The organism is Cupriavidus sp. P-10 (genome assembly GCF_003402535.2).
GTDB lineage: Bacteria > Pseudomonadota > Gammaproteobacteria > Burkholderiales > Burkholderiaceae > Cupriavidus.
Genome location: NZ_AP025171.1, coordinates 752,010 through 775,929 on the forward strand (window position 1 = coordinate 752,010; position 23,920 = coordinate 775,929).

Here is a 23,920-nt window from a genome sequence, read left to right on the forward strand (position 1 = left end):
TCTCCTTGGGAAGCATCGTGGAATGGGTAAGGGGATAAGGGGGCAAGGGGAAAGGGGTCAGGCGCTGCGCCGTACTGCCGGCGCGAGAACGCCTGGATTCACGCACCACGCCGGCGCGGGCGGCGTCCCTTGCAGGTAGCCGAGCACATTGCGCACGGCACCGCTGGCCATGGCGGCCAGCGCCGCGGGCGTGGAGCCGCCCACATGCGGGGTCAGCACGACGTTGTCGAGCGCGAGCAGCGGGCTGTCCGCGGGCAGCGGTTCGACGGCCATGGTGTCCAGCCCCGCGGCATGGAGATGGCCGCTGCGCAGCGCGGCGGCCAGCGCCGCTTCGTCGACGACTTCGCCGCGCGCGGTATTGACCAGGATCGCGCCCGGCTTCATCGCGGCCAGTTGCGCCTCGCCGATCAGGCCGCGCGTCTGCGCGGTCAGCGGAATGTGCAGGCTGACCACGTCGCTGACGGAAAGCAGGGCGTCCAGCGTGTCGCAGCAGTCGACGTCGGCGGGCCGTGCCGCAGCCCCGGCCAGTGCGGGATCGAACGCGGCGACGCGCATGCCCAGCGCCAGGCACACGCGCGCGACGCGCTGCGCCACCTGCCCAAAGCCGACCAGCCCGATGGTGCGGCCCTGCAGTTCCACGCCATCCTGCGCGCGCGACCACCGGCCAGCACGCAGTTCGCGATCCATCCACGGCACGCGGCGCGCCGCCGCGAACATCAGCGCCAGCGTCAGCTCCGCCACGGACTGGGCATTGGCGCCCGGCGTCACGTAGACCGGAATGCCGCGGGCGGTGGCGGCGGCAACATCGATATTGCTGACGCCTACGCCATGCTTGGAGATCACTTTCAGCGTCGGGCAGGCTTCGATGGCCGCGCTGGTCAGCTCGACGGTGCGCGAGATCACCGCATCCACCGGCAGGGTGGCGAGCAACGCCTGCAGCGCTTGCGGGTCACTTTCCGGCAAGTAGTGGACGCGGGCGTTGGCGGCTTCCAGCAGGCGGACGCCGGCATCGGCAAGGCGCGGCGCGGTAACGAGGACGGTGTAGGGCATGGCTCGGATCGGTTGGAGGATGGAGCGAATTCTTGTCCGCCGATTCGATGCCGTCCAGCTTATAATTTTTTGGTTTTGATAAACGAAAGTAATCAGTCGGGCCAATCATAGCGACGGCCGACTGCATGCCGCGGAGCGCTGCCATGGACCTGCGTGACCTCAAGTACTTCCTGGCCGTCGCCAACGCCGGCAACTTCCGCCGCGCCGCCGAACTGGTGCACCGCAGCCAGCCGACCCTGACCAAGGCGGTCGACCGCCTTGAAGCCTCGCTCGGCGCCGCGCTGTTCGAGCGCGACGGCAGGGGCCAGAAACTGAGCGCGGCCGGGGTCGCGCTGCGCGCCCGCGCCGCCGGCCTGCTGCAGGAGGCCGACCTCGTGCGCGACGAGGTGGGCGCCATCGCGCGCGGCGTGGCGGGCACCGTCAGGCTGGGCAGCGGCCCCCTCGGCGCGGAATACCTGCTGCCGCCCATCTGCCAGATGCTGCTGCGCGAAGCCCCCAACGTAGTGCTGCAACTGAGCATCCGCCACAACTACGAACTGCGCGACGACCTGCGCGAAGGGCGCGTGGATGTGATCCTCGGCTTCGTGCCGGACCAGGAGGATGACGAGTTCCACTGCGAGACGCTGCTGAAGGACACCGTCGTGGTCGCGGCCGTCAAAGGGCATCCGATCTTCCGCGTGCGCAAGCCCGGGCTGGAGTCGCTGGCCGGCTATCGCTGGGCGCTGCCCAACCGCGCGGTGCCGAGCCGGAACTGGCTCGACCAGACCATGGAATCGCGCAACCTGCCGCGGCCCGTGGTGCAGATCGAGACCAACTCGATCCCGCTGATCCCGCGCGTGGTGGCCGACACCGAGCTGCTGACCTTTGTCTCGCGGCGCACCTTGCTCGCCAGTGGCGGCGACCTGCTGGAAGTGCCGCTGCCGGCGGCCACGCTGGTGCGCAATTTCGGCGTGACGTTCCGCAGGGGGGCGCCGCTGTCGCCGGTGGCGGACAGGCTGATCGGGCTGCTGCACGAGTTCGGCAAGACCTTGTTTGACCGGCTGGATTGACCGGTAGCACGGATGCCAAGACCGCCGCGTGTGCCGCCGGGCGCATAACGCAGCGCGAGCCGGCGAGCGCCATCCGGCTTGTACTTCGGCGTGGATGATGTAATACGTATCCATGCCGTGACCTCGCGCAAAAGTCGGCCTTTGTTCGCCTGGCAGCGAGAGACCGCCCAACAACCCGGGCTATCGCCCCGTCATCTCCTCGGGAGGGGAATGATGGAACAACTGCTGGTTGACGCGGTAATCTTCCTCGCCGCGGCACTGCTCGCCGTGCCGCTGTCGGTGCGCTTTGGCTTCGGCTCCGTGCTGGGCTACCTGATCGCCGGCGCGGTGATCGGGCCCTGGGGGCTGCGGCTGGTCACGGATGTTGATTCGATCCTGGACGTGTCCGAGCTGGGCATTGTGCTGATGATGTTCATCATCGGCATTGAAATGGACTTCGAGAAGCTGTGGGCGATGCGCCGCTCCATCTTCGGCTACGGCGGAATCCAGGTCGCGCTGTGCGCGGCGCTGCTGGCCGCGATCTTCATTGTCTTCGGCGTGCAATGGCGGGTTGGCGTGGCGGCCGGGTTTGCGCTGTCGCTGTCGTCCACGGCGATGGTGATCGCGATCCTGGAGCAGAACCGGCTGATGGACGCGCCCGTCGGCCAATCCAGCTTCGGCATCCTGCTGTTCCAGGACATCGCCGCGATCCCGATGATCGCCCTGTTGCCGCTGCTTGCGCCGGTGGCGGCGGACGCCGGCATGTCCAGCGGCTGGGCTTCCGCGGCGAAGGCGCTGGCCATGCTCGCGGCGGTCGTCGTGATCGGGCGCTTCGTGCTCAAGTACGTGCTGCGCATGATCCAGCGCAGCGGCACGCGCGAGATCTTTACCATCTTTGCGCTGCTCTGGGTCATCGGCATCGCGCTGCTGATGCACGTGGTCCACCTGTCGATGTCGCTTGGCGCGTTCGTGGCCGGGCTGCTGCTGGCCGGGTCTGAATGCCGCCACGAGATCGAATCGGACATGGCGCCGTTCAAGGGCATCCTGCTCGGCCTGTTCTTTATCGCGGTCGGCATGTCGATCGATTTCTCCGTGCTGGCCAGCAAGCCGCTGCTGGTGGCGGTGCTGGTGGTCGCCCTGGTGGTGGGCAAGTTCCTGGCACTGATGTACCTGGCGAACCAGATCGAATTGCCGCGCCAGCATCGCATCTACTTCGCCCTCTTGCTGTCACAGGGCGGTGAGTTCGCCTTTGTCGTGATGGGCGCCGCGCAGGCGGCGAACCTGATCGACGCCGAGCAGCTCTCCGTCGTCACGGTCGTCGTTGCGCTGTCGATGGCAACGACTCCACTGCTGTTGCTTGCCCACCGCAAGCTGCCACGCACCCGCGCGGCACCGCGCCAGGCTGAGGCGGATGGCCAGTAGCGGCCCGAGTTCGCCAGCGCCGCAAGCAACCCGATCGCGCCACGGAGGTGCCTAGCGATGACTGTCCTCAACTGGCTGCGCCGTCGCGGCAAGCATCCGGACGGGGCGCGCGATGCAGAGCGCGCCGCGCTGGCGGAGCGCGTGACCAGGCTTTGCCCATACGTGCGGCTGGTGGGGGGCTACCGCAAGCAGCTTGCCCCGGCGCTGGCCATCGCCGACCGGTACGTGCGCGATGTCGTGGCGGGCTTGCCGCCGGCGTCGGTGGCAAGCGAGGCAAGCTGGGACAGCGATCCCTATATCCATGCCTTCTTTGGCACGGCGCAGGACGTCATGCCGGTGTTCAGCCGGTCGCCGGACCTGCGCGACTATTTCAGCGGCGCAGCGTCCGCCGCCGAGGCCTATTGCGTGCTCGGGATGGACAAGCTGGAACGCCGCACGCTGGGTGTGGCGCTGGAAGGCGATGTCATGCGCACGGAGGTGCCCCAGACCACGGTCAGCTTCGCCGATCACCAGGTCAGGATCTGCGCGCCGAACGAAGCGGCGCTGCGCGAGGAAATCGCTTCCCGCATACTGGACCAGCTCGCGCTGCAGGCACTGGGCGACGTCGCTGGCGGCACGTCCCGGCGCGACCGCATCGAGCGCGAGCAGACGCTGCTGACCACGCGGCTGCACCTGCTGGAAAAGCAGGGCGTCGGCATGCGCAGCGTGCTTGGACAAGGCGGCGAGGCGCAAGCCGGCGAGCCCGAGCGGCTGCGCGAGCAGGTGGCACAGAACGAGGCTGCGCTCGCCGCACTGAGCGAAGAGGGCGCGCAGGGCGGCCGGGCCGGCATGCCGGAGCGCCAGCTGCACGCGCTGGTCGACGCGCTGACGCATGCCGAGGCCAGCTTCAAGGTCGAGCGGGAAGCGGTGCGGCTGAGCGCCATGAACATCGTGCTGCCGCCCGGCAGTGCCGGGCCCGGCGCGGACCTCCAGCTGATGACCGCGCGGGTTCCCGGGGATCCGCCGCTGGTTCGCACCTTTGCGCTGGTGTGCGTGGCCCGCGCCGGCATGTTGTCGCCCATGCAGTTGCTCGATGAGGCGGCGCGCATGCTGTGAGCCCGCGTGGAGCGGGCCGCGCCGGCGTCAGGCCACTTCCAGCACCAGGTTGCGATAGATCTCGCACGCGCCGTCCAGCTGCTCCAGCGCGATCGATTCATCGATGGTGTGCGCGTCCTCCTCGCACCCCGGCCCCAGCCCGATGGTCGGGATACGGCGGCGGCCGGCCGATTCGGAGCCGTTGGTGCAGAACGCCCAGCTTCCGACCTGCGGCGAACGCCCGGCTTGTGCGATGGCGCGCACCGCGGCCTGCACGAGCGGGGTGCTTTCCGGCTGCTGCCATGCCGGCAGCCAGCGGGTCGGCCGCGCCGATTCGCCGGTGAAGGTCCGCACCTCGTCGTCGGACACCGCCAGTGTGAAGTCATGCAGGCCATTGGCGCGCAGGCAGCTGCCGATCTGGCCGAGGATGTCCTCGCGCGTCTCGCCGCCCAGGGTGCGGCGGTCAAAGCGGATGGTGGCCGAAGTCGGGATCATCGAGATCGACGGATACGGCGACGAAACGATGTCCGTCGGCACCAGCAGTGCGGCGCCAAGGACCGGGTCGACCGGCAGTTGCAGGCCTTCCAGCGCCGTCAGCGCACGCGCGGCGGCGAGCAGAGGATTGACGCCAAGGTGCGGCGTCGCCGCATGCGCGGGTTTGCCGTGGAAGGTGAGCTGGATTTCCAGCCGGCCTTTCTGTCCCGTCTTGACCTGCAGCTTCGAAGGTTCGCAGATAACCACCGCATCCGGCTCGCAACGGCCCAGCACCGATGCCAGCGCATGTCCTTCGATCACTTCCTCCAGCACGCTGGCGGAAACCGCGACGCGCTTGCGCAGCGGCCGCTCCCGCGCCGCCGCGGCAACGCCGCAGATAGCGGCGGCGATGCCGCCCTTCATGTCGGTGCTGCCGCGCCCGTACAGCCGGCCGTCGTGGATGGTGCCGCCGAACGGCTCGAAGCGCCACGTGCCGGTGACAGGCACCACGTCCATATGGCCGTCGAACAGCAGCGCCACGTCCGCGTCCTCGGGGCCGATCAGCCCGAGCACGCTACCGTTTGCGTCCATCGTTACCGACGTGAAGCCGGCTTCGGTCATGCGTCGGGACAGCAGGGCAGCGAGGTCGCCCTCCTGGCCAGACAGGCTGGGAATGCGCACCATCTCGCGGGTCAGCGATGCGACGTCACTGAGATTGCTTGCGGGATCGATCATGTCGGTAAGTCTCTTGTTGTCAGCGGTTGACCAGCGCGGCCGGCACGCGCAGCACCAGCAGCGCGCCGATCACGGTGAAGGAGGCGAGGAAGTACATGCCCCAGTCGGTCGAGCCGGTCAGGTCCTTGATCCAGCCGATCGCATACGGGCTGGCAAAGGCGGCGAGGCCGGCGAAGGAATTGATCGCCGCAATGCCGGCCGCCGCGCTGCGCCCTTCGAGGAAGGCGGTCGGCAGGCTCCAGAACAGCGGCGAGCAGACCATGCACCCGGCCGCCGCCACCGACAGCATCGCCACCGCGAACGCGGGGTTATGGCTGAACATCGTGCTGAGCGCCAGGCCGGTGCCGCCGACGAGAAAGGGGATGACCATGTGCCAGCGGCGCTCGCGCGTCTTGTCGGAATGCCGGCACACCAGGATCATCGACACCACCGCGAACGCATTCGGGATCGCCGTCAGCAGGCCGACGTCGAGCAGCGAGACCACGCCCGTCGAGCGGATCACCGACGGAATCCAGAATGCCAGGCCAGACAGGCTGGAGACCGTGCAGTAGCAGATCAGCGCCATATGGATCACGCGGCGGTCGCGGAACAGCCTGAGCAGCGATACGTGCTCGGTCTTGCTTCCCTTTTCCGCCGCGATGTTGTGGGCGAGGCGGTGCTTCTCGGCCGCGCCCAGCCAGCGTGCATCGGCGATGCTGTCGTCCAGGTACCAGAGCACGGCAATCCCGAGCACGACCGATGGAATCGCTTCGAGCAGGAACATCCATTGCCAGCCGGCAAAGCCGTAGTGCTCGTGCATGCTCTCCATGATCCAGCCCGACAGCGGTCCGCCGAGGATGCCCGCCACCGGCACCGCGGTCATGAAGACCGCGATCACCTGGCCGCGCCGGTGCGACGGGAACCAGTAGGTGAGGTACAGGATGATGCCGGGGTAGAAGCCCGCCTCGGCGGCGCCGAGCAGGAAGCGCAGGATGTAGAACTGCGTCGGCGTCTTTGTCAGCGCCATGCAGGCCGAGATGCAGGCCCACAGGATCATGATGCGCGCCAGCGTCTTCTTGGCGCCGATGCGGTGCATCAGCACGTTGCTCGGCACTTCGAACAGGAAGTAGCCGATGAAGAAGATGCCGGCGCCAAGGCCGTACACCGTGTCGCTGAACTTGAGCTGGTCCAGCATCTGCAGCTTGGCGAAGCCGACGTTGACGCGGTCCAGGAAGGCCGCCACGTAGCAGGCCATCAGGAAGGGCAGCAGTCGCCAGGCCACCTTGCGGTAGAGCGCGTTGTCGTGCGCTGCCATCGTGTCGGATGTGTTCGGGGTCGCGGCCGGGGCGCGAAGCGCCGGCGCGGATTGCAGGGAATCGCTCACTATGTTCCTCCTTTGGATTTGGTGAGACAACAACGCCCCCTGCGGGCGCCCGGAGGCGCCTGCATGTTCTTTTTATCTCGATTAGGGAAGGGGGCGGGAAAGTGCGCCGGTTAAGCGGCGGCCAGCGCCTGCGGTGGTGTGGCGCCGCGCTGGCTGGTGATGCGGCCGTAGGCCTCGGGGCGGCGGTGCCGCGCGAAGTTGAAGGTCGTGGTCTTGTACGACTGGCACAGGTCGAGGTCGCAGCGCGCGATGGCCAGCTCGTCGCCCTTGGTCGAGCAGGCCGCGACGATCTCGCCCGACGGCGCGATGATGCAGGTGCCGCCGATCATCTCGCAGCCTTCTTCCTTGCCGGCCTTGGCCACGCCGACCACCCAGGTGCCGTTCTGGTAGGCGCCGGCCTGCATCACCAGGTGGTTGTGGAACATCGACAGGTCGTCGTGCTCCGGCGCGGGCGGGTTGTGCACGGGGGTGTTGTAGCCCAGCAGGATCATTTCCGCGCCTTGCAGGCCCATCACGCGATAGGTCTCCGACCAGCGGCGGTCGTTGCAAAGCGCCATGCCCATGACGCCGCCGAACCCCTGCCAGACGCCGAAATCGTCGCCCGGCTCGAAATAGCGCTTTTCCAGGTGCTGGAAGGCGCGCCAGGGCTCATGCTGGTCGTGGCCGGGCAGGTGCACCTTGCGGTATTTGCCGATGATCTTGCCATCGCGGCCGACGAGGATGGCGGTGTTGTAGCGCCGTTCCGCGCCACCTTCGCGCGCCAGTTCCGCATAGCCGAGGTAGAAGCCGATGCCGAGCCGCGCGGCGGTGTCGAACAGGATGCGCGTCTCGGGGCCGGGCATCTCGCGCTCGTAGAAGGCGTCGAGGGCTTCGGGGTCTTCCATGTACCAGCGCGGGAAGAAAGTGGTCAGCGCCAGTTCCGGGAACACCACGAGGTGGCAGCCCATTTCGTGGGCATGGTGCAGGTGGGCCAGCAGGCGGGCGACGACGTCGCGGCGCGAGTCGCTGCGCTGGATCGGACCGAGCTGGGCTGCGGCAACGTGGACGATGCGGGACATGATTGGGAGTCTCCTGTTATGCGGGGAATGTCAGGCGGCAAGTTCGAGCATCAGGTCGAGCAGCACGTCGGCGCCGGCCTGGATGTCGCGGTCGTGGGTCAGTTCGGCGACGTTGTGCGAAAGGCCGGCCACGCTCGGCACGAAGATCATGCCGGCGGGGCACATGCGGGCGAGTATCTGGGCGTCGTGCCCGGCGCCGCTCGGCATGCGCCGCACGCTGTGTCCGTGCCGGCGCGCGATGGCTTCGACGCGGTCGACCATGCCGGCGTCGAACGCCACCGGTGCGAAGTCGGCCAGCGTGCGCTGGCTGAGGCGAACGCCCTCGGCCTTCGCCACGTCCTGCGCATAGGCCAGCGTGCGCTGCACCGCATCCGTCAGCACGGCGCCGTCGGTATTGCGCAGGTCGACCGTGAACACCGCGCGGTTCGGGATCACGTTGACGAGGTTCGGGAAGTACTGCACCTGGCCGACGGTTGCGAGCTGCGCGCCGCCCAGCTCGCGCGACAGGTCGCGCACGAAGCAGGCGACGCGCGCGGCGACCAGGCCCGCATCGTGGCGCAACCGCATCGGCGTGGTGCCGGCATGGTTGGATGTGCCCTCCACGGTGAATTCGGTCCAGTGGATGCCCTGCACGCCAGTGACCGCGCCGATGGCGATGTCCTCGTGCTCAAGCACCGGGCCCTGCTCGACATGCAGTTCGACGAAGGCATGCACGCGATTGCGGCCCACTGGCGCAGGGCCGGCATAACCGATCCGGGAAAGGTTCTCGCCAACCGTGGTGCCATCGATGCCGCGCGTGCCAAGCGCCTGCTGCAGTGGCAGGTCGCCCTGGAACACGAGGCTGCCCATCATGTCCGGGGCAAAGCGCGCGCCTTCCTCATTGGTGAAGAACGCAACCGCCAGCGGGTGGCGCGTGACGATGCCGGCGTCGTCCAGCGCGGCCATGACTTCCAGGCCGGCGAGCACGCCGAGATTGCCGTCGTAGCGCCCGCCCGTGCGCACGGTGTCGATATGCGAGCCGGTCATTACCGGCGGCAGGTCTTCGCGGCCGGCGCGCACGCCGACCACGTTGCCGATACCGTCGATGCTGACCGCCAGTCCCAGCTCGCGCATCCACGACACCACCAGATCGCGCCCCGCGCGGTCTTCGTCGGTCAGCGCGAGCCGGCAGACCCCGCCGCCGTCGATGGCGCCGACTTCGCCGAGCATGGCGATGCGGCGCAGCAGCCGAGGCAGGTCGATCCGCGCGGTTCGCGCAAGGTCGAGGGTCGCGTTCACGCTGCCTTCCTTACGTCTTCCGGCAGGCGGCCGACGATGCGCTGGTACAGCGCCACATCGGTCGCGCCTTCGCTGCCGAACACCAGCACCCGGCTGGCGGCGTCGAGGCCAAGCTGTTCGCGCGTGGTGGGATCTGCCATGGCGCCAAGGCAGCCGGCCAGCCCCGCGACCGCCGATTCGCCGGCGACGATGGGGGCATCGCCATAGCGGCCGTCGGCCAGCAGGCGCACGCTTTCCAGCGCGGAGGCATCGTCGATGGTCAGGAACGCATGCGCGCCGGGATGCAGCACTTCCCAGGCCAGCAGCGAGACTTCGCCACAGGCGAGCCCGGCCATCACCGTGTCGAGGTCGCCATGGACTGCCACCGGCTTGCCGGCGCGAGCGCTTTCATACAGGCAGGCGGCCTGGTCCGGCTCGACCACGATAAAGCGGGGGCGCTTGTCGCCGAGCACTTCCCAGAAGTGCGCGCACACGGCGGCTGCGAGCCCGCCCACGCCTCCCTGCAGGAACACGTGGGTCGGCAACTGGCCGTCCGGCAACTGGCGCAGCGCCTCGTCGGCCATCACCGCGTAGCCCTGCATCACGTCCTTGGGCACTTCCATATAGCCTTCATAGGAGGTGTCCGAGACCACGAAGCGCCCCAGCCGGGCCGCGTCCTCGGCCGCCTGGCGTACCGAATCGTCGTAGTTGCCCGCGGTGCGGACCACCTGCGCGCCGTATTGCTCGATGGCGGCCTTGCGGCCTTCGCTGACGGTGGCGTGGATATAGATCACGCACTGGCAGCCGAAGCGTTGCGCGCCCCAGGCCACGGAGCGGCCGTGGTTGCCGTCAGTGGCGCAGGTGACCGTGATATCCCGCACCGCGTCGGCATAGCGGCCCGATAGCAGGTCGTCGACCGACACGTCGCCCACACCCAGCCGGCTGCCGATCTCGCGCACCAGCAGGCGGCTGACCGCGTAGGCGCCGCCCAGCGCCTTGAAGCTGCCCAGCCCGAAGCGGTCGCCTTCGTCCTTGTAAAGGATCTGTGCGACACCGGCGGCTTGTGCAAGGCCATCGAGTGCGACCAGCGGCGTCGGCGCGTAGCCCGGCCAGCGGCGGATCTGCGTGGCGGCGCGGGTAAAGGCTTCGCCGCCGAGCACGGCTTGCTGGCGCGTGCCGTAGGGCGCGCCGGGCGTGGCCGCCGGGTTCAGCGCGCACTGCAGCTTCAGGTTGGGGAGCGGGTGGTTCAAGACAGTCTCCTGGGTTGGGTTCTAGCGATGTAAATCGCCGTAGTGGTCATGCAGCGATTCGATTTCTTCGAGCCGCTCGCGCGCCGCGTCGCCGAGGATCAGCGCGAGGCCTGTGCAAAGGTGGTTGATCAGGCTGACGGCCGCGACATAGGAGTCGAACACCGCCGCACCGTGGTTGACGCAGCGAAGCACCACGTCAGAGCGCGCCGGCAGGTCGGTCGCGCTGGGGTCGGTCAGGATCACGACCTTGGCGCCGACGCGGTTGGCGTGGGCCACCATGGGCCACAGCAGCGTCACGCGCCGGCGGAAGTCCATCACCAGCAGCACGTCGTCTGCGCCGAGGTCGGCCAGGTCTTCAGCAAGGTTCAGCCCGGCGCCCGGCGCCAGCGTCACGCCCGGCCGCAACTGGGTCAGCAGCGCCCACGCGTATTGCGCCAGCACGCGGCCGTTGCGGAAGCCGGCGATAAAGACCCGCCCGGCGCCGGCGAACAGCGCGACGGCGCGCTCGACATCGGCCGGATTCAGGCGGTCGAAGGTCTGGGCGAGGTTCTGCAGGTCATTGGACAGATGGCGTGCCAGCGGCGCCTGGTCGTCGGCAGGAGCCTGCACGCCGGCCAGCTCGTACAGCGGCGAGCCGCGGTCGGCCTCGTCGCGCAGCAGGGCGCGGACTTCATTGAAATTCTCATAGCCGAGGCGGCGGAAGAACCGCCCGGCGGTCGCCTTGGACACGCCGGCCTTCTGCGCCAGTTCGGTAGCCGAGTAGGCGGCGAGGTTGCCAATGCACTCCAGGGTCACGGCGGCCAGGCGGCGCTCGCTTTCGGTGAGCTGGTCGTTCAGTGCGAGGATCTTGTCTTGCAACGATGAGGTCATGATCGGGTCCGAATGAAACTTCGGTTTCAGAAATATAGGCCGATGAAACTTTGGTGTCAAACAAAATTATTCATGAAACTTTGGTTTCATGATGGGGATTGTCGCGCACATGCGAGCGTCGGGTCGAGGGCGGCCCTCGCTTCGCTAAAATCACCCGATAGCGGTTTCATTCCAAAAGGCTCAAGCGTGGCACTCCAGCAGGGTTTCATCCTGACCCGGCATTGGCGCGATACGCCGGCCGGCACCGAGGTCGAGGTCTGGCTGGCCACCGACGACGGGCCGCGCCGGCTGCGCCTGCCGTATCAGCCGTCGATTGCATTTGTCCCCGAGGCACAACGCGAGCGTGCCGAGGCGCTGCTGCGCCGCGAGCGCGAGGTCGAGTTGCGCCCGCTGAAGTTGCAAGACTTCCGGGGCAGGCCGGTCATGGGCCTGTACTGCCAGCAGCATCGGCAGCTGATCCAGCTCGGCCGTTCGCTGCGCGAGGCCGGCATCGACCTCTACGAAGCCGATATCCGCCCGCCCGAGCGCTACCTGATGGAGCGCTTCATCACGGCGCCGGTCTGGTTCGAGGGCGAGCCGGACGGCGACGGCGTGCTGTGCAACGCCCAGCTGAAACCCGCGGCGGACTACCGGCCCACGCTACGGCTGGTGTCGCTCGATATCGAAACCAACGCCTTCGGCGAGCTTTACTCGATTGCGCTCGAAGGCTGCGACCAGCGCCAGGTCTACATGCTGGGCGACGCGCCAGCGGCACCGGTCGATGTCGATTTCTCGCTCGAATATTGCGCGGCACGACCCGAGTTGCTGGAGAAGCTGAACCAGTGGCTGGCCCATCACGACCCCGACGCGATCATCGGCTGGAACCTGGTCCAGTTCGACCTGCGCGTGCTGGTCGAGCATGCCCGCCGCTTGCAGGTGCCGTTGCGCCTCGGCCGCGGCGGTGCGGAACTGGAATGGCGCGAGCACAACGCACAGCAGCACTATTTCGCCAGCGCGCCGGGACGGCTGATCATCGATGGCATCGAGGCGCTGCGTTCGGCCACGTGGAGCTTCCCGTCGTTCAGCCTGGAATCGGTGGCGCAGACGCTGCTCGGTGAAGGCAAGGCGATCGACAATCCGTACGACCGCATGGATGCCATCGACCGCATGTTCGAGCAGGACAAGCCGGCACTGGCGCGCTACAACCTGCGCGATTGCGAACTGGTGACGCGGATCTTCGAGAAGACGGAACTGCTGTCATTCCTGCTGGAGCGCGCCACGGTCACGGGACTGCCGGCCGACCGCAGCGGCGGTTCGGTTGCCGCCTTCACGCATCTCTACATGCCGCTGATGCACCGGCAGGGCTATGTCGCACCCAACCTCGGCGAGCTGGCGCCGGAGGCCAGCCCGGGCGGCTTCGTCATGGATTCACGGCCGGGGCTCTACGAATCGGTGCTGGTGCTGGACTACAAGAGTCTCTATCCGTCGATCATCCGCACCTTCCTGATCGACCCCATCGGCCTGGTCGAGGGCCTGGCGCATCCTGGCGATGCCGACTCGGTGCCCGGTTTCCGCGGCGCGCGCTTCTCCCGGACGAAGCACTGCCTGCCGGCGATCGTCGCCCGGGTCTGGCAGGGCCGCGAGGCCGCCAAGCGCGACCGTAACAAGCCGCTCGCGCAGGCGCTCAAGATCATCATGAATGCGTTCTATGGCGTGCTGGGGTCGAGCGGGTGCCGGTTCTTCGATCCACGGCTGGCGTCATCGATCACCATGCGCGGCCACGAGATCATGCGGCAGACCCGCGCGCTGGTCGAGGCGCGCGGCTACGAGGTGATCTATGGCGACACCGATTCCACCTTCGTCTGGCTGCGCCGCGCGCGCACGGAAGCCGATGCGCAGCAGATCGGCCGCAGCCTGGTCGCCTGCGTCAACGACTGGTGGCGCGACCACCTGTGGCAGACCTATGGCCTGGAAAGCGCGCTTGAACTCCAGTTCGAGACCCACTTCCGCCGCTTCCTGATGCCGACCATCCGCGGCACCGACCTTGGCAGCAAGAAGCGCTACGCCGGCCAGGTGGAGCGGGCCGACGGCACGGTCGAGATGGTGTTCAAGGGGCTGGAGACGGTGCGCACGGACTGGTCGCCGCTTGCGCAGCAGTTCCAGCAGACGCTTTACGAGAAGGTCTTCAACCGCGCGCCATACCAGGACTATGTGCGCGACATCGTGCGCCGTACGCTTGCCGGCGAGCTCGACGAGCAGCTGGTTTATCGCAAGCGCCTGCGGCGCAAGCTGGAGGACTATCAGCGCAACGTGCCGCCGCACGTGCGGGCTGCCCGCATCGCCGACGACTACAACGAGCGCCACGGCCGCCCACGCCAGTACCAGCATGGCGGCTGGATCAGCTATGTGATGACCACGGCAGGGCCGGAGCCGCTCGAATGCCGATCCGCGCCGATCGACTATGGCCACTACGTCGGCAAGCAGCTGCAGCCGATTGCCGATGCGATCCTGCCGTTCCTGGACGACGACTTCGAGCGGCTGTTGTCGGGGCAGATGACGCTGTTTCCGCAATAGGCCAGCGTGACAGCACCCCTGGCGTCAGGCGCCTGCCTGATGGATGGCCGCCAGCAGGTCGTCAGGATGGACCATCAGCTCGCGGACTTGCCACAGCGCCGGATATTGGTTGAGTACGCTGCGCCACCGGGGCGATTCCAATAGCCCGTGCCAGACAGGGGCAAGAATCGCCGCTTCCGCGGGTTGGCCTTCCCACAGGTCGCTGGCGAATTCGAGGCTGGCCTGCGCCGACAGCAGCTGCATCCGGCTGGCCGCACTGAGCAGGCGCGGCCTGGCTTCGGCGGGCGCATCGCAGCAATACAGCACCAGGCCTGCCAGGCCGGCCTGACTGGCCTCATCGGTGCGCAGCGCGCTGAGCGAGGCACCGTGCAGGCGCACGGTCCCTTGCTGCGTTTCGAACGCATAGACGACGTCCTTGTCGGCATGTGCCAGCAAGTGCAAGCCGCGCAGCAGCTTCGGCAGGTCAGTCGTGGCGGCATCGACGGAGGCCTTGGCCTCTGCGAGCAGGCAGATTTCCCAGGCTGGTGCTGCATCGGATGCCGGCAGTTGCCTGAGCAGGACGGCGTCCCATTCGGTCTTGGCACGTTCATGCGTGGCGGGGATCGAGGCCGGTACGCGCATCGAGGTCACGACGCGGTATGACGCCTGCGCTCGCTCGGCCTCGTTGAGTCGCTGCGCCAGTGCCTCCAGTGCCTGTGCGGCCTGCGCTTCGGTGGCGGCGCCACGCTGGCGGGCGGCGGCGCCTTGCGCACTGGCCGTGGCGCTTCCCGAGCGCGGGCCATGCCGGTCCCATAGCTCCCGGTATTGGCGCACCAGGTCATCCGCCTCCAGTGCTTCGAGACGCTGCAAGCGCTTCAGCGCGGGACTGTCGAGCAGCCGCGCCAGGCCCGGCGCTTCGCTCGCTATCTCCGGCATATCGAGCAGGCCACGTACGGTATCGTGCAGCGCGGACCACGATGACGCCGAGGTGGACGCATGAAGCCGGGCCAAGGCCTCACGCTGCGGACCCGGCGCGAGACGCTGCTGCCGGCCCGGATGGGCGATCGCGTTGACGGCCATGTAGACCTGGCGGCGATCGGGGTCGGCGCCCGCGGACAACGACGCGTACTCGCGCACGTGCGTCGCCCGGTGCCGCATGACCATGGCCTGGAAGACCGGGTCGCCGGCGTCCGTGCGCAACGCTTCGCGGATCAGGTGCGCGAGCGCATCGATAAAGCGGTCTTTCAGGGCCGCGGCTGGCGTTTCACCGCTTGCCATCGCTGCGCGGGAGTGTTCGATTGCGAGCGCGAGCGTCGTTGCCGGGCTGGCTGCCTGCTGCCCGGATAGCTCGGCGGCGCTGGCCGGCAGGCGATAGCGGCGCGCGACGGCGCGCAGTGTTGCATTGAGCAAAGGAGGCGAGGGCAACGGTGGCATGGCAAGGGGCGGCACAGGGGGGGCACAGGGGGGGCACAGGGGGGGCACAGGGGGGGCACAGGGGGGGCACAGGGTCGATGCACGCGGATCTGGTCAAGTCTCGACAATCCGTACGGGTTTGTCCACCGTGCGGGGGCTCGCTGTACGTTATTGACGGGTTTCATGACATGCGGCGCGTTGCCGGAAATCCGGCCGCGACCGCCCCCGGCCGCATGGCGTCGCGGCGTTTCCACAGCCCGGTCCGTGCGCTTCCTTATTCGCCTTGCGCCGTAATAGAATCGGGACTTTACAAATAGCGTGCCGGGTACCGACAGGGTTGACGCGTCCTGTCGTCAAGGTCCTGGCATGACAACAATCTCCGGCGACCGCGTGGCCGGGCAGGGCGGGTCGATTCACACCGTATGCACGCATTCACGTATGACGCCGTCCTGGCGAACGACGGAGCGGAATGGGCCCGCGACGACGAGGCGGATGGCGCGATGCCAGCCCCCGCCGGGCGGCACGGCTGGGCCTTGCTGGAAACGTCGGAAGGGCTGGCCCTGCATGTCAGTGTCACCGGCCAGATCCTGAACGCGACCCGGGCGTCGGGCGCGCTGCTGGGCCTTCCGTACGCGTATCTGTGCCGCGCGGCCATGCGCGACATTCTTCCCATTGGCGAATACGAACGCGCCGCGGCGCTGTGGCAGGCCTGCCTGCTGGATGGCCAGGCCCGGCGGGCCACCGTCCGGTTCAACGATGCCTCGGCCGGAACCCGCTACCTGGAGCTGCATGTCTGCCGCGACATCGACGAAGCCGGGCTGGCGTCGCTGCTGCTGTTCGGGACCGATGTCACGGCGTGGATGCAGAAGCTGCAGCAACTGACCGAGCAGTCGCTGATCGATCCGTTGACCGGGATCGGCAACCGCGACCTCATTCGCCGCCGCATTGAACTATACCTGGCCGGGGAGCATTCGGCGGGACGCCGGCTCGCTGTCGCGCTGATGGACCTGGACGGATTCAAGAAAATCAACGATTCCCTCGGGCATGGCGCCGGCGATGCCTTGCTGAAGGAAATGGCGGCCCGTTTGCGCGGCGTGCTGCGCGGGACGGACACCGTGGCGCGGCTGGGTGGCGATGAATTTGTCTTGCTGCTCGAAAACATCGTAGCCGACGAAGCCGCAGCCGACATCCTGGAACAGGTCATGCGGATTTGCCGGCAGCCATTCCAGCTGTCGGCGCGCCAGATCCGCGTCACCACCAGTATCGGGCTGGCCTTCGCCACCGGTGTCGAGGATTCCGACGCCGAGCTGCTGCGGCGCGCCGACCGGGCCATGTACGAAGCGAAGGCGCTGGGCGGCAATCGGTATTTCCGCTATTCGCCGGAGTTCGACGAGAAGCTGAACGAGCAGTTCCGGATCGAGCAAGACCTGTTCGAGGCCGTGCATAACGGCGAATTGTCCCTGCAGTACCAGCCCATCGTCAGCCTCGACGGCAGCAACCTGTGCGCGGTCGAGGCGCTGATGCGGTGGGAGCGGGCCGGCCGCCCCGTGTCTCCCGAGATCTTCGTGCCGGTCGCTGAAAACAACGGCCTGATCCATCATCTCGGCGCCTGGGTGCTGCGCTGCGCTTGCGCCCAGCTTGCCATGTGGGATGCAAAGGGTGCGCAGGTCGGCTACGTGTCGGTCAATGTGTCGCCGGTGCAGTTCAGCCATCCCGGCTTCGCCGACCAGGTGCGCAGCGCGATCCGCGATACCGGTGTCAGCGCCGGCCGGCTGGTGCTGGAAATCACCGAAGGGGCGCTGATGATCGATCCCGAAGCGGCGGGCAATGTCCTGACCGAGTTGCGGGCGCTGGGCATCCGCTTTGCCGTGGACGATTTCGGCACCGGCTACTCCAGCCTGTCGTACCTGCGCCGGTTTCCGCTGTCGGCGCTGAAGATCGACCGCAGTTTTGTTGCCGACATGGTCGATTCGCCGCACGCGCAGACCATCGTCTTTGCGGTCCTCTCGCTGGCGCGCGAGCTTGGGCTGGTGGCGATCGCCGAAGGCGTCGAGACGGCATGCCAGCGCGAGCTGCTGGCCGCGCAGCGCTGCGAGATGGCACAGGGCTGGCACTATGGGCGCGCCATGAGTCCCGCCGACCTCGAAGCGGCTTTTGCCGCGGGCAGGTGGCGCCTGGACGCCCCGACCCTGTTGCCGCAATGAGGCATGGCCATGGATAAACAGGCATTCCTCGACCAACTCTGGGCCCGGCTGGCCGAGCAGGGCGATTTTCCGACGCTGCAGTATTGCATCGATCATGTGTTCAGTTCGCTGGATGCGGAGCGCAACGTCGGCGAAATGGCCAGCAGCATCTTGTCGGACTTCAGCCTGTCGCAGAAGATCATCCGGCTGTCCAACTCCGCCATGTACCGCTCGTTCGGGGGCGAGGTCACCACCGTTTCGCGCGCGATCATGGTGCTGGGGGTGGATACGGTCATCCATCTGACGCTGGGCGTGCGCGTGCTCGACTTCTTCCAGACCATGCCGGAGAACCGGCCACGGGCCGCGCAAGCGCTCAAGCAGGCCATGGTCGCGGCGGAATTCACCCGGACTCTGGCGGAAGCAAGGGGCATCGCCGACGGGGAAGAGGCCGTGGTCTGCACGCTGATGCACCATGTGAGCCGGCTGCTGCTGATCCTGTATGTGCCGGAGGCGTGGGACCGCATTACCGCAATGTGCGAGGCCGGCGCGCAGGCCGGCGCGCAGATCAGCGAGGACGAGGCCTGCCGCGAAGTCCTGGGCGTGTCGCTCGGCGAGATCGCCCGGGCGGCTGCGGTCAAATGGCGTTTGCCGCCGCTGATCGCCGGCGCCATGAGCGCGCCCCCGTTGCCGGAAGGCGCCATGCCGGAGACGCACGCCGACTGGCTGGGCGCCGTCGCCCGGTTGTCGTCGCAGGCGGCCGCGTCGATCCTCTCGGGCCAGGGCGACCCAGCGGCCGACAGTCCGTTGGCGGCCGATACGGCGCTGCGGGCGCAGGCGGAACGGCTGGGCCTGGAGCCGGGGCACCTCGGGCGGGCGCTGGAGCAGGCCAGGGTGCTCACGACCTCGATGGCGGCCACGGACGCCGCCAGCCAGGCCGGGGACGACGCCGGCGAGCAAGGCGGCAACCCCGCCGACGCGCTCGCCAGGCTGCAGCGGGCGGTCGCCGAAGTCCGGCAGGAGGGCAGGGCGATGTCCATTGCCGAGCTTGCGCCCTTTGCGCTGGAGTCCGCCATGCGCGCGCTGAATTTCTCGCGCTGCTTCCTGATGCTGCTGAATCCATCGGCGCGGCGCTTCGGTGCGCGGCTCGGCTTTGGCGAAGGCATGCGCGACAAGCTCGACCAGTTGTCCTTCGAGGAAGGCTTCGTTCCGGACGTGTTCCACTTCGCCACGCTCGCTGACCGGCCATTGCTGATCGAGGACACCTTTGACAACGAGGCCGCGCATCGCGTGCCGCGCTGGTATCGCGAGGCCATGCCCGATGCCCGCGCGCTGCTTCTGATCCCGGTGCGGGTGCGCAATCGCTGCGTTGCCCTGATTTGCGGCGACTGGGGCAACGCGCGCTTCACCGGGGCACTGTCCGGGGAGGAGGCCGACGCGATCGCCCAGCTGGCGGGAGAGATTGCGGCCGGCTTCCTGCGGTCGGCGCCGGCGCGCTAGGCCGGCGGGGCTGGCGCTGCTGCCTCCGGGACCTTCTTCAGGCAGCCCCGGGGAACGGTGCTGCGCTGCACACATGGATTTGTAGCGCGCCAAGGCACACAATGCCTGCATGAAAGCCGCCCTGCATCCTGCCCGCGCCGTCGCCATGGGGTTCCTGCTGGCCATCGTGGCGGGCAGCGTGCTGCTGATGCTGCCCTGGGCGCGCGAAGGCGGCGGCAGCGTGCCGTGGCTGACCGCTTTTTTTACGGCGGTGTCCGCGGTGTGCGTGGCCGGGCTGATCGTGGTCGATACCGGCACGTACTGGTCCGGCTTTGGCCAGGCAGTCATCATGGTCCTGTTCCAGCTTGGCGGATTCGGCATGATGACGGCGTCGACGCTGCTGGGGCTGATGGTCAACCGCTCGCTGAGGCTGCGCACCAAGCTGCTGACCCAGGCCGAGACCCACGCGATCGGGCTGGGCGATGTCGTCGGCGTGGCCAGGCTGGTGCTGGTGGTGACCATCGGGGTCGAACTGGTGCTGGCGGCCTGGCTGGCGTTGCGGCTGCATTTCCTCTATGGCGCGCCGTGGGACGACGCCGCCTGGAACGGGCTGTTCCATGCCATTTCCGCCTATAACAATGCCGGCTTCTCGACACATGCCGACAGCCTGATCCGCTATGCGGCCGACCAGTGGGTGCTGATGCCGGTGATGGTGGCGGCCCTGGTCGGCGGCATCGGTTTCCCGGTGCTGCACGACCTGCGCAACAAGACTTTCCGCCCGCACCGCTGGTCGCTGCACAGCAAGCTCACGCTGGCCACCACCGGGGTGCTGTTCCTGGTAGGCCTGGTCGGGGTGCTGATGTTCGAGTGGACCAACGCACGCACGCTCGGCCCGATGGCGCCGGGAGACAAGCTGTTGTCGGCGGCGTTTGCCTCGGTCTCCGCGCGCACCGTCGGCTTCAACACCATCGACATCGGCGGCCTGACCCATGAAAGCATGGCGCTGCACTACTTCCTGATGTTCGTCGGCGGCGGCAGCGCCAGTACCGCGGGCGGCGTCAAGGTCGGCACCATCGCGATCCTGGCGCTGCTGGTGATCGCCGAGATCCGCGGCCGCGGCGACAGCGAAGCCTTCGGGCGCCGCGTCAGCAGCTCCGCCCAGCGGCAAGCGATCACGGTGCTGGTGCTGGGCAGCGCGCTGACGACGATCGGAACGCTGGCCATCCTGTTCGTCACGGAATTCCCGACCGACCAGGTCATCTTCGAGGTCATCGCGGCCTTTGGCTCCGCGGGCCTGTCCACCGGCATCACCGCCGACCTCCCGCCGTCGGCGCACCTGATCCTGGCCGCGCTGATGTATGCCGGCCGGGTCGGCACCATCACGCTCGCGGTATCCCTTGCCATGGGCGAGCGTCGTACGCCGTACCGTTACCCCGAGGAGCATCCAATTGTTGGCTAGATTGTTTTCCGAACAGTTCGCCTTCTCGGCAGGCGACAGCGTGGCCGTGATCGGGCTCGGGCGCTTTGGCGGTTCCGTGGCGCAGTCGCTGATGCGCCTGGGGCATGACGTGATGGGCATCGACCGGGATCCCGACCTGGTGCAGCGCTGGTCCAACGTGCTGACCTGCGCGATCCAGGCCGACTCGACCGACGTCAATGTCATGCGCCAGCTCGGCGTGGCCGATTTTTCACACGCCATCGTGGGCATCGGCACGGATATGTCGTCCAGCCTGATGACCCTGATGGCGCTGACCGAGCTGCAGATCCAGGACATCTGGGTCAAGGCGTTTACGGCCGAACACGGGCAGATCGCGGAGCGCATCGGTGCGCACCATGTGGTCTATCCGGAAGCGGACATGGGCGCGCGGGTCGCCCACCTGATTACCGGCAAGATGATCGATTTCATCGAGTTCGATGACGGCTTCGCCATTGCGCGGATCCATGCGCCGGCCTGCACCCATAACAAGACCTTGCTGATGTCCCATGTCCGGGAGCAATTCGGGGTGACGGTGGTGGGTATCAAGCGGGGCAACGCGGAGTTCGAGCACGCCACGGCGACCACCATGGTCCTGCCCGGCGACCTGCTGGTGGTGTCGGGCCTGACCAGCAAGATCGAACGCTTCGCCGGCAGTTCGGAAAAGGTTTAGGGGCGCGGGGAAGAGCCGCAGGCCGCCGTGTAATATCCCGTAGTTATTGCAGCGCAGCGAGCACCCAGGAGAAGGGCATGACCCTTGCCGATACCGTCCCGCCCCCCGACCTTTACATCACCGCCGAACTGGAGCGCCGGCCTCCGAAAGCCATTGACTACCAGGGCGAGAAGCTTGCGCTGAAGGACATCGCCGCGCAGATGCTCAACCATCCCGGGCAGGTGCTTCCCCGGCTGGTCGAACGCGCGATGCAGCTGACCGGCGCGGCGTCGGCCGGGATCAGCGCGTTCGAGCCCGAGCATGGCACGCCGGGCCTCTTCCGCTGGCGCGACCTGCGTGGCAAGCTTGCGTCCTTCGAAGGCGCCACCACGCCGCGCGACTACAGCCCTTGTGGCGTATGCCTGGACCGCTTCGAGCCGACCCTGACGCGGCATCCGGAACGTTACTATGGCTGGATCGCCGAGGCGGGCGTGGTCTGTCCCGAGGTGCTGCTGGTTCCGCTATACATGGCGCACGGGCAGCCGCTGGGCACCCTGTGGATCGTCGCCGAGGAAGCCGGGCACTTCGATGCCGGGCATGCCGGCGTGATGCAGGAGCTGGCCTCCTTCGTCGGCATTGCGCTTGCCATGCTGCAGAATCAACGCCGCCTGCAGGAGGCGCTGGAGCGGCAGGAAATGCTGACGCGCGAGATGGACCACCGCGTGAACAATGTATTCGCCGTCGTGGATGGGATGATCCATGCCAGCAGGCTGTCGGCCGGTTCGGTGGACGGCTATGCCAGGAGCCTGTCCGGCCGGTTGCACGCGCTCGCCGCCGCGCATGCTCTGGTGCGCGAGGCGTCCGGCACGGAGGCGGATGGCCCGCCAGCCTCCGCCGGCACCTTGCATGAACTGACCCGGGCCATCTTCAAGCCCTATGAAGCGTCGGGCCAAGCCTCGGACCGGCCCCGCCTTGTCGTCAACGGTGCCGATGTGCCCCTTGGCAACCGGGCGATCACCAGCCTGGCGCTCGTCTTCCACGAGCTTGCCACCAATGCGGCAAAGTACGGCGCGCTGTCCGAGGAAGCCGGGTGTGTCTCGGTGAGCTGGGAGCGCTGCGGGGAGCATCTCGCCGTCCGCTGGCACGAAGAAGGCGGCCCGCCAATCCAGGGGCCCAGCCAGCGGCAAGGGTTCGGCAGCATCCTGTTGCGCAATACGCTTACCCGTCAGCTCGGCGGTACGTTCGAACTGGATTGGCGCGAGCCCGGGCTGGCCGTCATGTTTTCCCTGCCGCTGTCCAGGCTGTAGCGCGCTGCCGGTGACGCGACCTCGGCGTCAGGCAGCCGCGGCCCCTGCGACAGACAGCGCCGATTCGAGTCGATTGCCGCCCAGCGATTTCGCGCGGTAAAGCGCCCGGTCCGCGGCGGCAAGCCCGTCGGCCAACGCCGGCACTTCAGTGTCGAACTGCGCCAGCCCGATGCTGACCGTTGCCGCTATCCGGATGCCGTCGATGCGCTCGGGAATGGCCCCGGCGAAGCGCCTGGCAACAGACTCCCCCAGCGCGCGGGCGCGGCGGGCGTCGTCCCCGCTTAGCAGCGCCGCGAATTCTTCGCCACCGATGCGCGCCAGCAGCGCGTGGGGGCCAAGGACCTCACGCGCGGTTTCCGCAAAGAACTTCAGTACCTTGTCGCCCGCCTGGTGCCCGTACCGGTCGTTGATCGCCTTGAACTGGTCGAGGTCGAACGCGAGCACGGCGACCGGGCCGGCACCGGACGCACCGCCCGTGCCTCCCGTGCCTCCCGTGCCCCCCGTGCCCCCCGTCAGCCGCGCGCCTTCTTCAAAGAACCACCTGCGGTTGCCAAGCCGGGTCAGGTAATCGGTCTGGGAGTCGCGCAGCAACTGGCCGTGCGCCTCCTCGCGCACGAGCTTGAGCAGGGCCATCGGCAACAGGACCGAGTACAGCACGCCTTCGTAGATCGTGATCTTGCTGGCAAACGACTGGACAGACGGTCCGTACGCCATCACCAGCCATGGCAGCACGCATGCCCGGGTGGCATAGAAGAGGGCATGGATGCCTGTCACCGCGACGACGACGCGGCGCGCATGCAGCGCTTTCATCGGCTCGCAGCGCAGCATCTCCAGCGTTGTCAGCACGCTAACCAGCGCGATCGGGAACGAGCTGACGTAGTTCCACATGGCATCCTGCCAGCGCATGCCCGCCGCCGCCCACATTAGCGCCATGCCAATCAGCACGGCGGCCGCCAGGGCGCGGTACTGGCGTCCCCGTAACGAGGCGACCGCGGAAAGGATCAGCAGGTAGCCGCTGAGAATGACGAGGTTGCTCAGGGCCGGGCCGATCGCACCAGGCAAGTCACGGCGGAACAGCACCGCCGCGCAGCCGGCGGCGAGCGTCGCGAAGCCCGCTGCCAGGGTCCGCAACGCCTCGCCGCGGCTGGGATGGGTCCGATGCTCCCAGAACGTCATCCCGGCACTGGCGAGAAGGGTTCCGATGGCAAGGAGGTAAAGAGTAAGAAGATCGACGTACATCCCAAATGTAAAGACATGGCGCCTGCAGATTGCGCCGTGAGGCGAATTCTACGTGGGAAATAC

General features: G+C 67.8%; 18 protein-coding genes. 9 read left to right on the forward strand and 9 right to left on the reverse strand.

Annotated elements, in window-relative coordinates; genetic code table 11:
- Positions 1 to 57: 57 nt before the first annotated feature.
- Positions 58 to 1,050 (reverse strand): hydroxyacid dehydrogenase, encoded by a 993-nt coding sequence (locus tag CTP10_RS20530; RefSeq protein WP_116319785.1) that lies wholly within the window; start codon positions 1,048 to 1,050, stop codon positions 58 to 60.
- 143 nt (positions 1,051 to 1,193) lie between these two features.
- Between CTP10_RS20530 and CTP10_RS20535 the strand changes: the two genes are divergently transcribed.
- From CTP10_RS20535 to CTP10_RS20545, 3 genes are all read left to right on the forward strand, one after another.
- Entirely contained in the window at positions 1,194 to 2,099 is a 906-nt protein-coding gene (locus tag CTP10_RS20535) for a LysR family transcriptional regulator (RefSeq protein WP_158577669.1), read from the forward strand.
- 213 nt (positions 2,100 to 2,312) lie between these two features.
- Positions 2,313 to 3,500: a monovalent cation:proton antiporter-2 (CPA2) family protein gene (locus CTP10_RS20540; protein WP_116319783.1), complete on the forward strand. Its 1,188-nt coding sequence runs from the start codon at positions 2,313 to 2,315 to the stop codon at positions 3,498 to 3,500.
- 57 nt (positions 3,501 to 3,557) lie between these two features.
- Positions 3,558 to 4,595 carry a hypothetical protein gene (locus tag CTP10_RS20545; protein ID WP_116319782.1) on the forward strand — a complete coding sequence of 346 codons (1,038 nt, stop codon included), beginning with the start codon at positions 3,558 to 3,560 and terminating at the stop codon, positions 4,593 to 4,595.
- 27 nt (positions 4,596 to 4,622) lie between these two features.
- Here CTP10_RS20545 and CTP10_RS20550 read toward each other — a convergent pair whose 3' ends face one another.
- From CTP10_RS20550 to CTP10_RS20575, 6 genes are all read right to left on the reverse strand, one after another.
- Positions 4,623 to 5,783, reverse strand: coding sequence for a YgeY family selenium metabolism-linked hydrolase (locus CTP10_RS20550; RefSeq protein ID WP_116319781.1), 1,161 nt, complete (start codon positions 5,781 to 5,783; stop codon positions 4,623 to 4,625).
- Between the two features lie 19 nt (positions 5,784 to 5,802).
- A complete protein-coding gene (locus CTP10_RS20555; RefSeq protein WP_442875243.1) occupies positions 5,803 to 7,134 on the reverse strand; it encodes an MFS transporter in 1,332 nt (443 codons plus the stop codon).
- 122 nt (positions 7,135 to 7,256) lie between these two features.
- Positions 7,257 to 8,204, reverse strand: coding sequence for an N-carbamoyl-D-amino-acid hydrolase (locus tag CTP10_RS20560; protein ID WP_116319779.1), 948 nt, complete (start codon positions 8,202 to 8,204; stop codon positions 7,257 to 7,259).
- Between the two features lie 30 nt (positions 8,205 to 8,234).
- Positions 8,235 to 9,413: a M20 family metallo-hydrolase gene (locus CTP10_RS20565; RefSeq protein WP_376790692.1), complete on the reverse strand. Its 1,179-nt coding sequence runs from the start codon at positions 9,411 to 9,413 to the stop codon at positions 8,235 to 8,237.
- 65 nt (positions 9,414 to 9,478) lie between these two features.
- Positions 9,479 to 10,711, reverse strand: coding sequence for a diaminopropionate ammonia-lyase (locus CTP10_RS20570; RefSeq protein WP_116319777.1), 1,233 nt, complete (start codon positions 10,709 to 10,711; stop codon positions 9,479 to 9,481).
- A 21-nt stretch (positions 10,712 to 10,732) separates the two neighbouring features.
- Positions 10,733 to 11,581: a MurR/RpiR family transcriptional regulator gene (locus tag CTP10_RS20575; protein ID WP_233528129.1), complete on the reverse strand. Its 849-nt coding sequence runs from the start codon at positions 11,579 to 11,581 to the stop codon at positions 10,733 to 10,735.
- Positions 11,582 to 11,767: 186 nt separating this feature from the next.
- Here CTP10_RS20575 and CTP10_RS20580 point away from each other — a divergent pair, with 186 nt between their 5' ends.
- Positions 11,768 to 14,134, forward strand: coding sequence for a DNA polymerase II (locus CTP10_RS20580; protein ID WP_116319776.1), 2,367 nt, complete (start codon positions 11,768 to 11,770; stop codon positions 14,132 to 14,134).
- Positions 14,135 to 14,158: 24 nt separating this feature from the next.
- Here the strand turns inward: CTP10_RS20580 and CTP10_RS20585 are convergent, their stop codons facing one another.
- On the reverse strand, positions 14,159 to 15,547 hold the full coding sequence (locus CTP10_RS20585; protein ID WP_116319775.1) for a 3-deoxy-D-arabino-heptulosonate 7-phosphate synthase: 1,389 nt from the start codon (positions 15,545 to 15,547) through the stop codon (positions 14,159 to 14,161).
- A gap of 401 nt (positions 15,548 to 15,948) precedes the next feature.
- On the opposite strand from CTP10_RS20585, the gene CTP10_RS20590 reads away from it, so the two are divergent.
- The 5 genes from CTP10_RS20590 (at position 15,949) to CTP10_RS20610 (ending at position 22,618) form a co-directional block, all read left to right on the forward strand.
- A complete protein-coding gene (locus CTP10_RS20590) occupies positions 15,949 to 17,730 on the forward strand; it encodes a putative bifunctional diguanylate cyclase/phosphodiesterase (protein ID WP_116319774.1) in 1,782 nt (593 codons plus the stop codon).
- Between the two features lie 9 nt (positions 17,731 to 17,739).
- Positions 17,740 to 19,206, forward strand: a complete 1,467-nt coding sequence (locus tag CTP10_RS20595) for an HDOD domain-containing protein (RefSeq protein ID WP_116319899.1) — start codon at positions 17,740 to 17,742, stop codon at positions 19,204 to 19,206.
- 109 nt (positions 19,207 to 19,315) lie between these two features.
- Positions 19,316 to 20,644: a TrkH family potassium uptake protein gene (locus tag CTP10_RS20600; RefSeq protein ID WP_116319773.1), complete on the forward strand. Its 1,329-nt coding sequence runs from the start codon at positions 19,316 to 19,318 to the stop codon at positions 20,642 to 20,644.
- Complete coding sequence (locus CTP10_RS20605; protein ID WP_116319772.1) at positions 20,634 to 21,332, forward strand: potassium channel family protein; 699 nt, start codon at positions 20,634 to 20,636, stop codon at positions 21,330 to 21,332. The genes CTP10_RS20600 and CTP10_RS20605 overlap by 11 nt, the downstream gene beginning before the upstream one ends.
- A 77-nt stretch (positions 21,333 to 21,409) precedes the next feature.
- A complete protein-coding gene (locus tag CTP10_RS20610; protein WP_116319771.1) occupies positions 21,410 to 22,618 on the forward strand; it encodes an HWE histidine kinase domain-containing protein in 1,209 nt (402 codons plus the stop codon).
- 27 nt (positions 22,619 to 22,645) lie between these two features.
- Here CTP10_RS20610 and CTP10_RS20615 read toward each other — a convergent pair whose 3' ends face one another.
- Complete coding sequence (locus tag CTP10_RS20615; protein WP_116319770.1) at positions 22,646 to 23,857, reverse strand: GGDEF domain-containing protein; 1,212 nt, start codon at positions 23,855 to 23,857, stop codon at positions 22,646 to 22,648.
- Between the last annotated feature and the right edge of the window lie 63 nt (positions 23,858 to 23,920).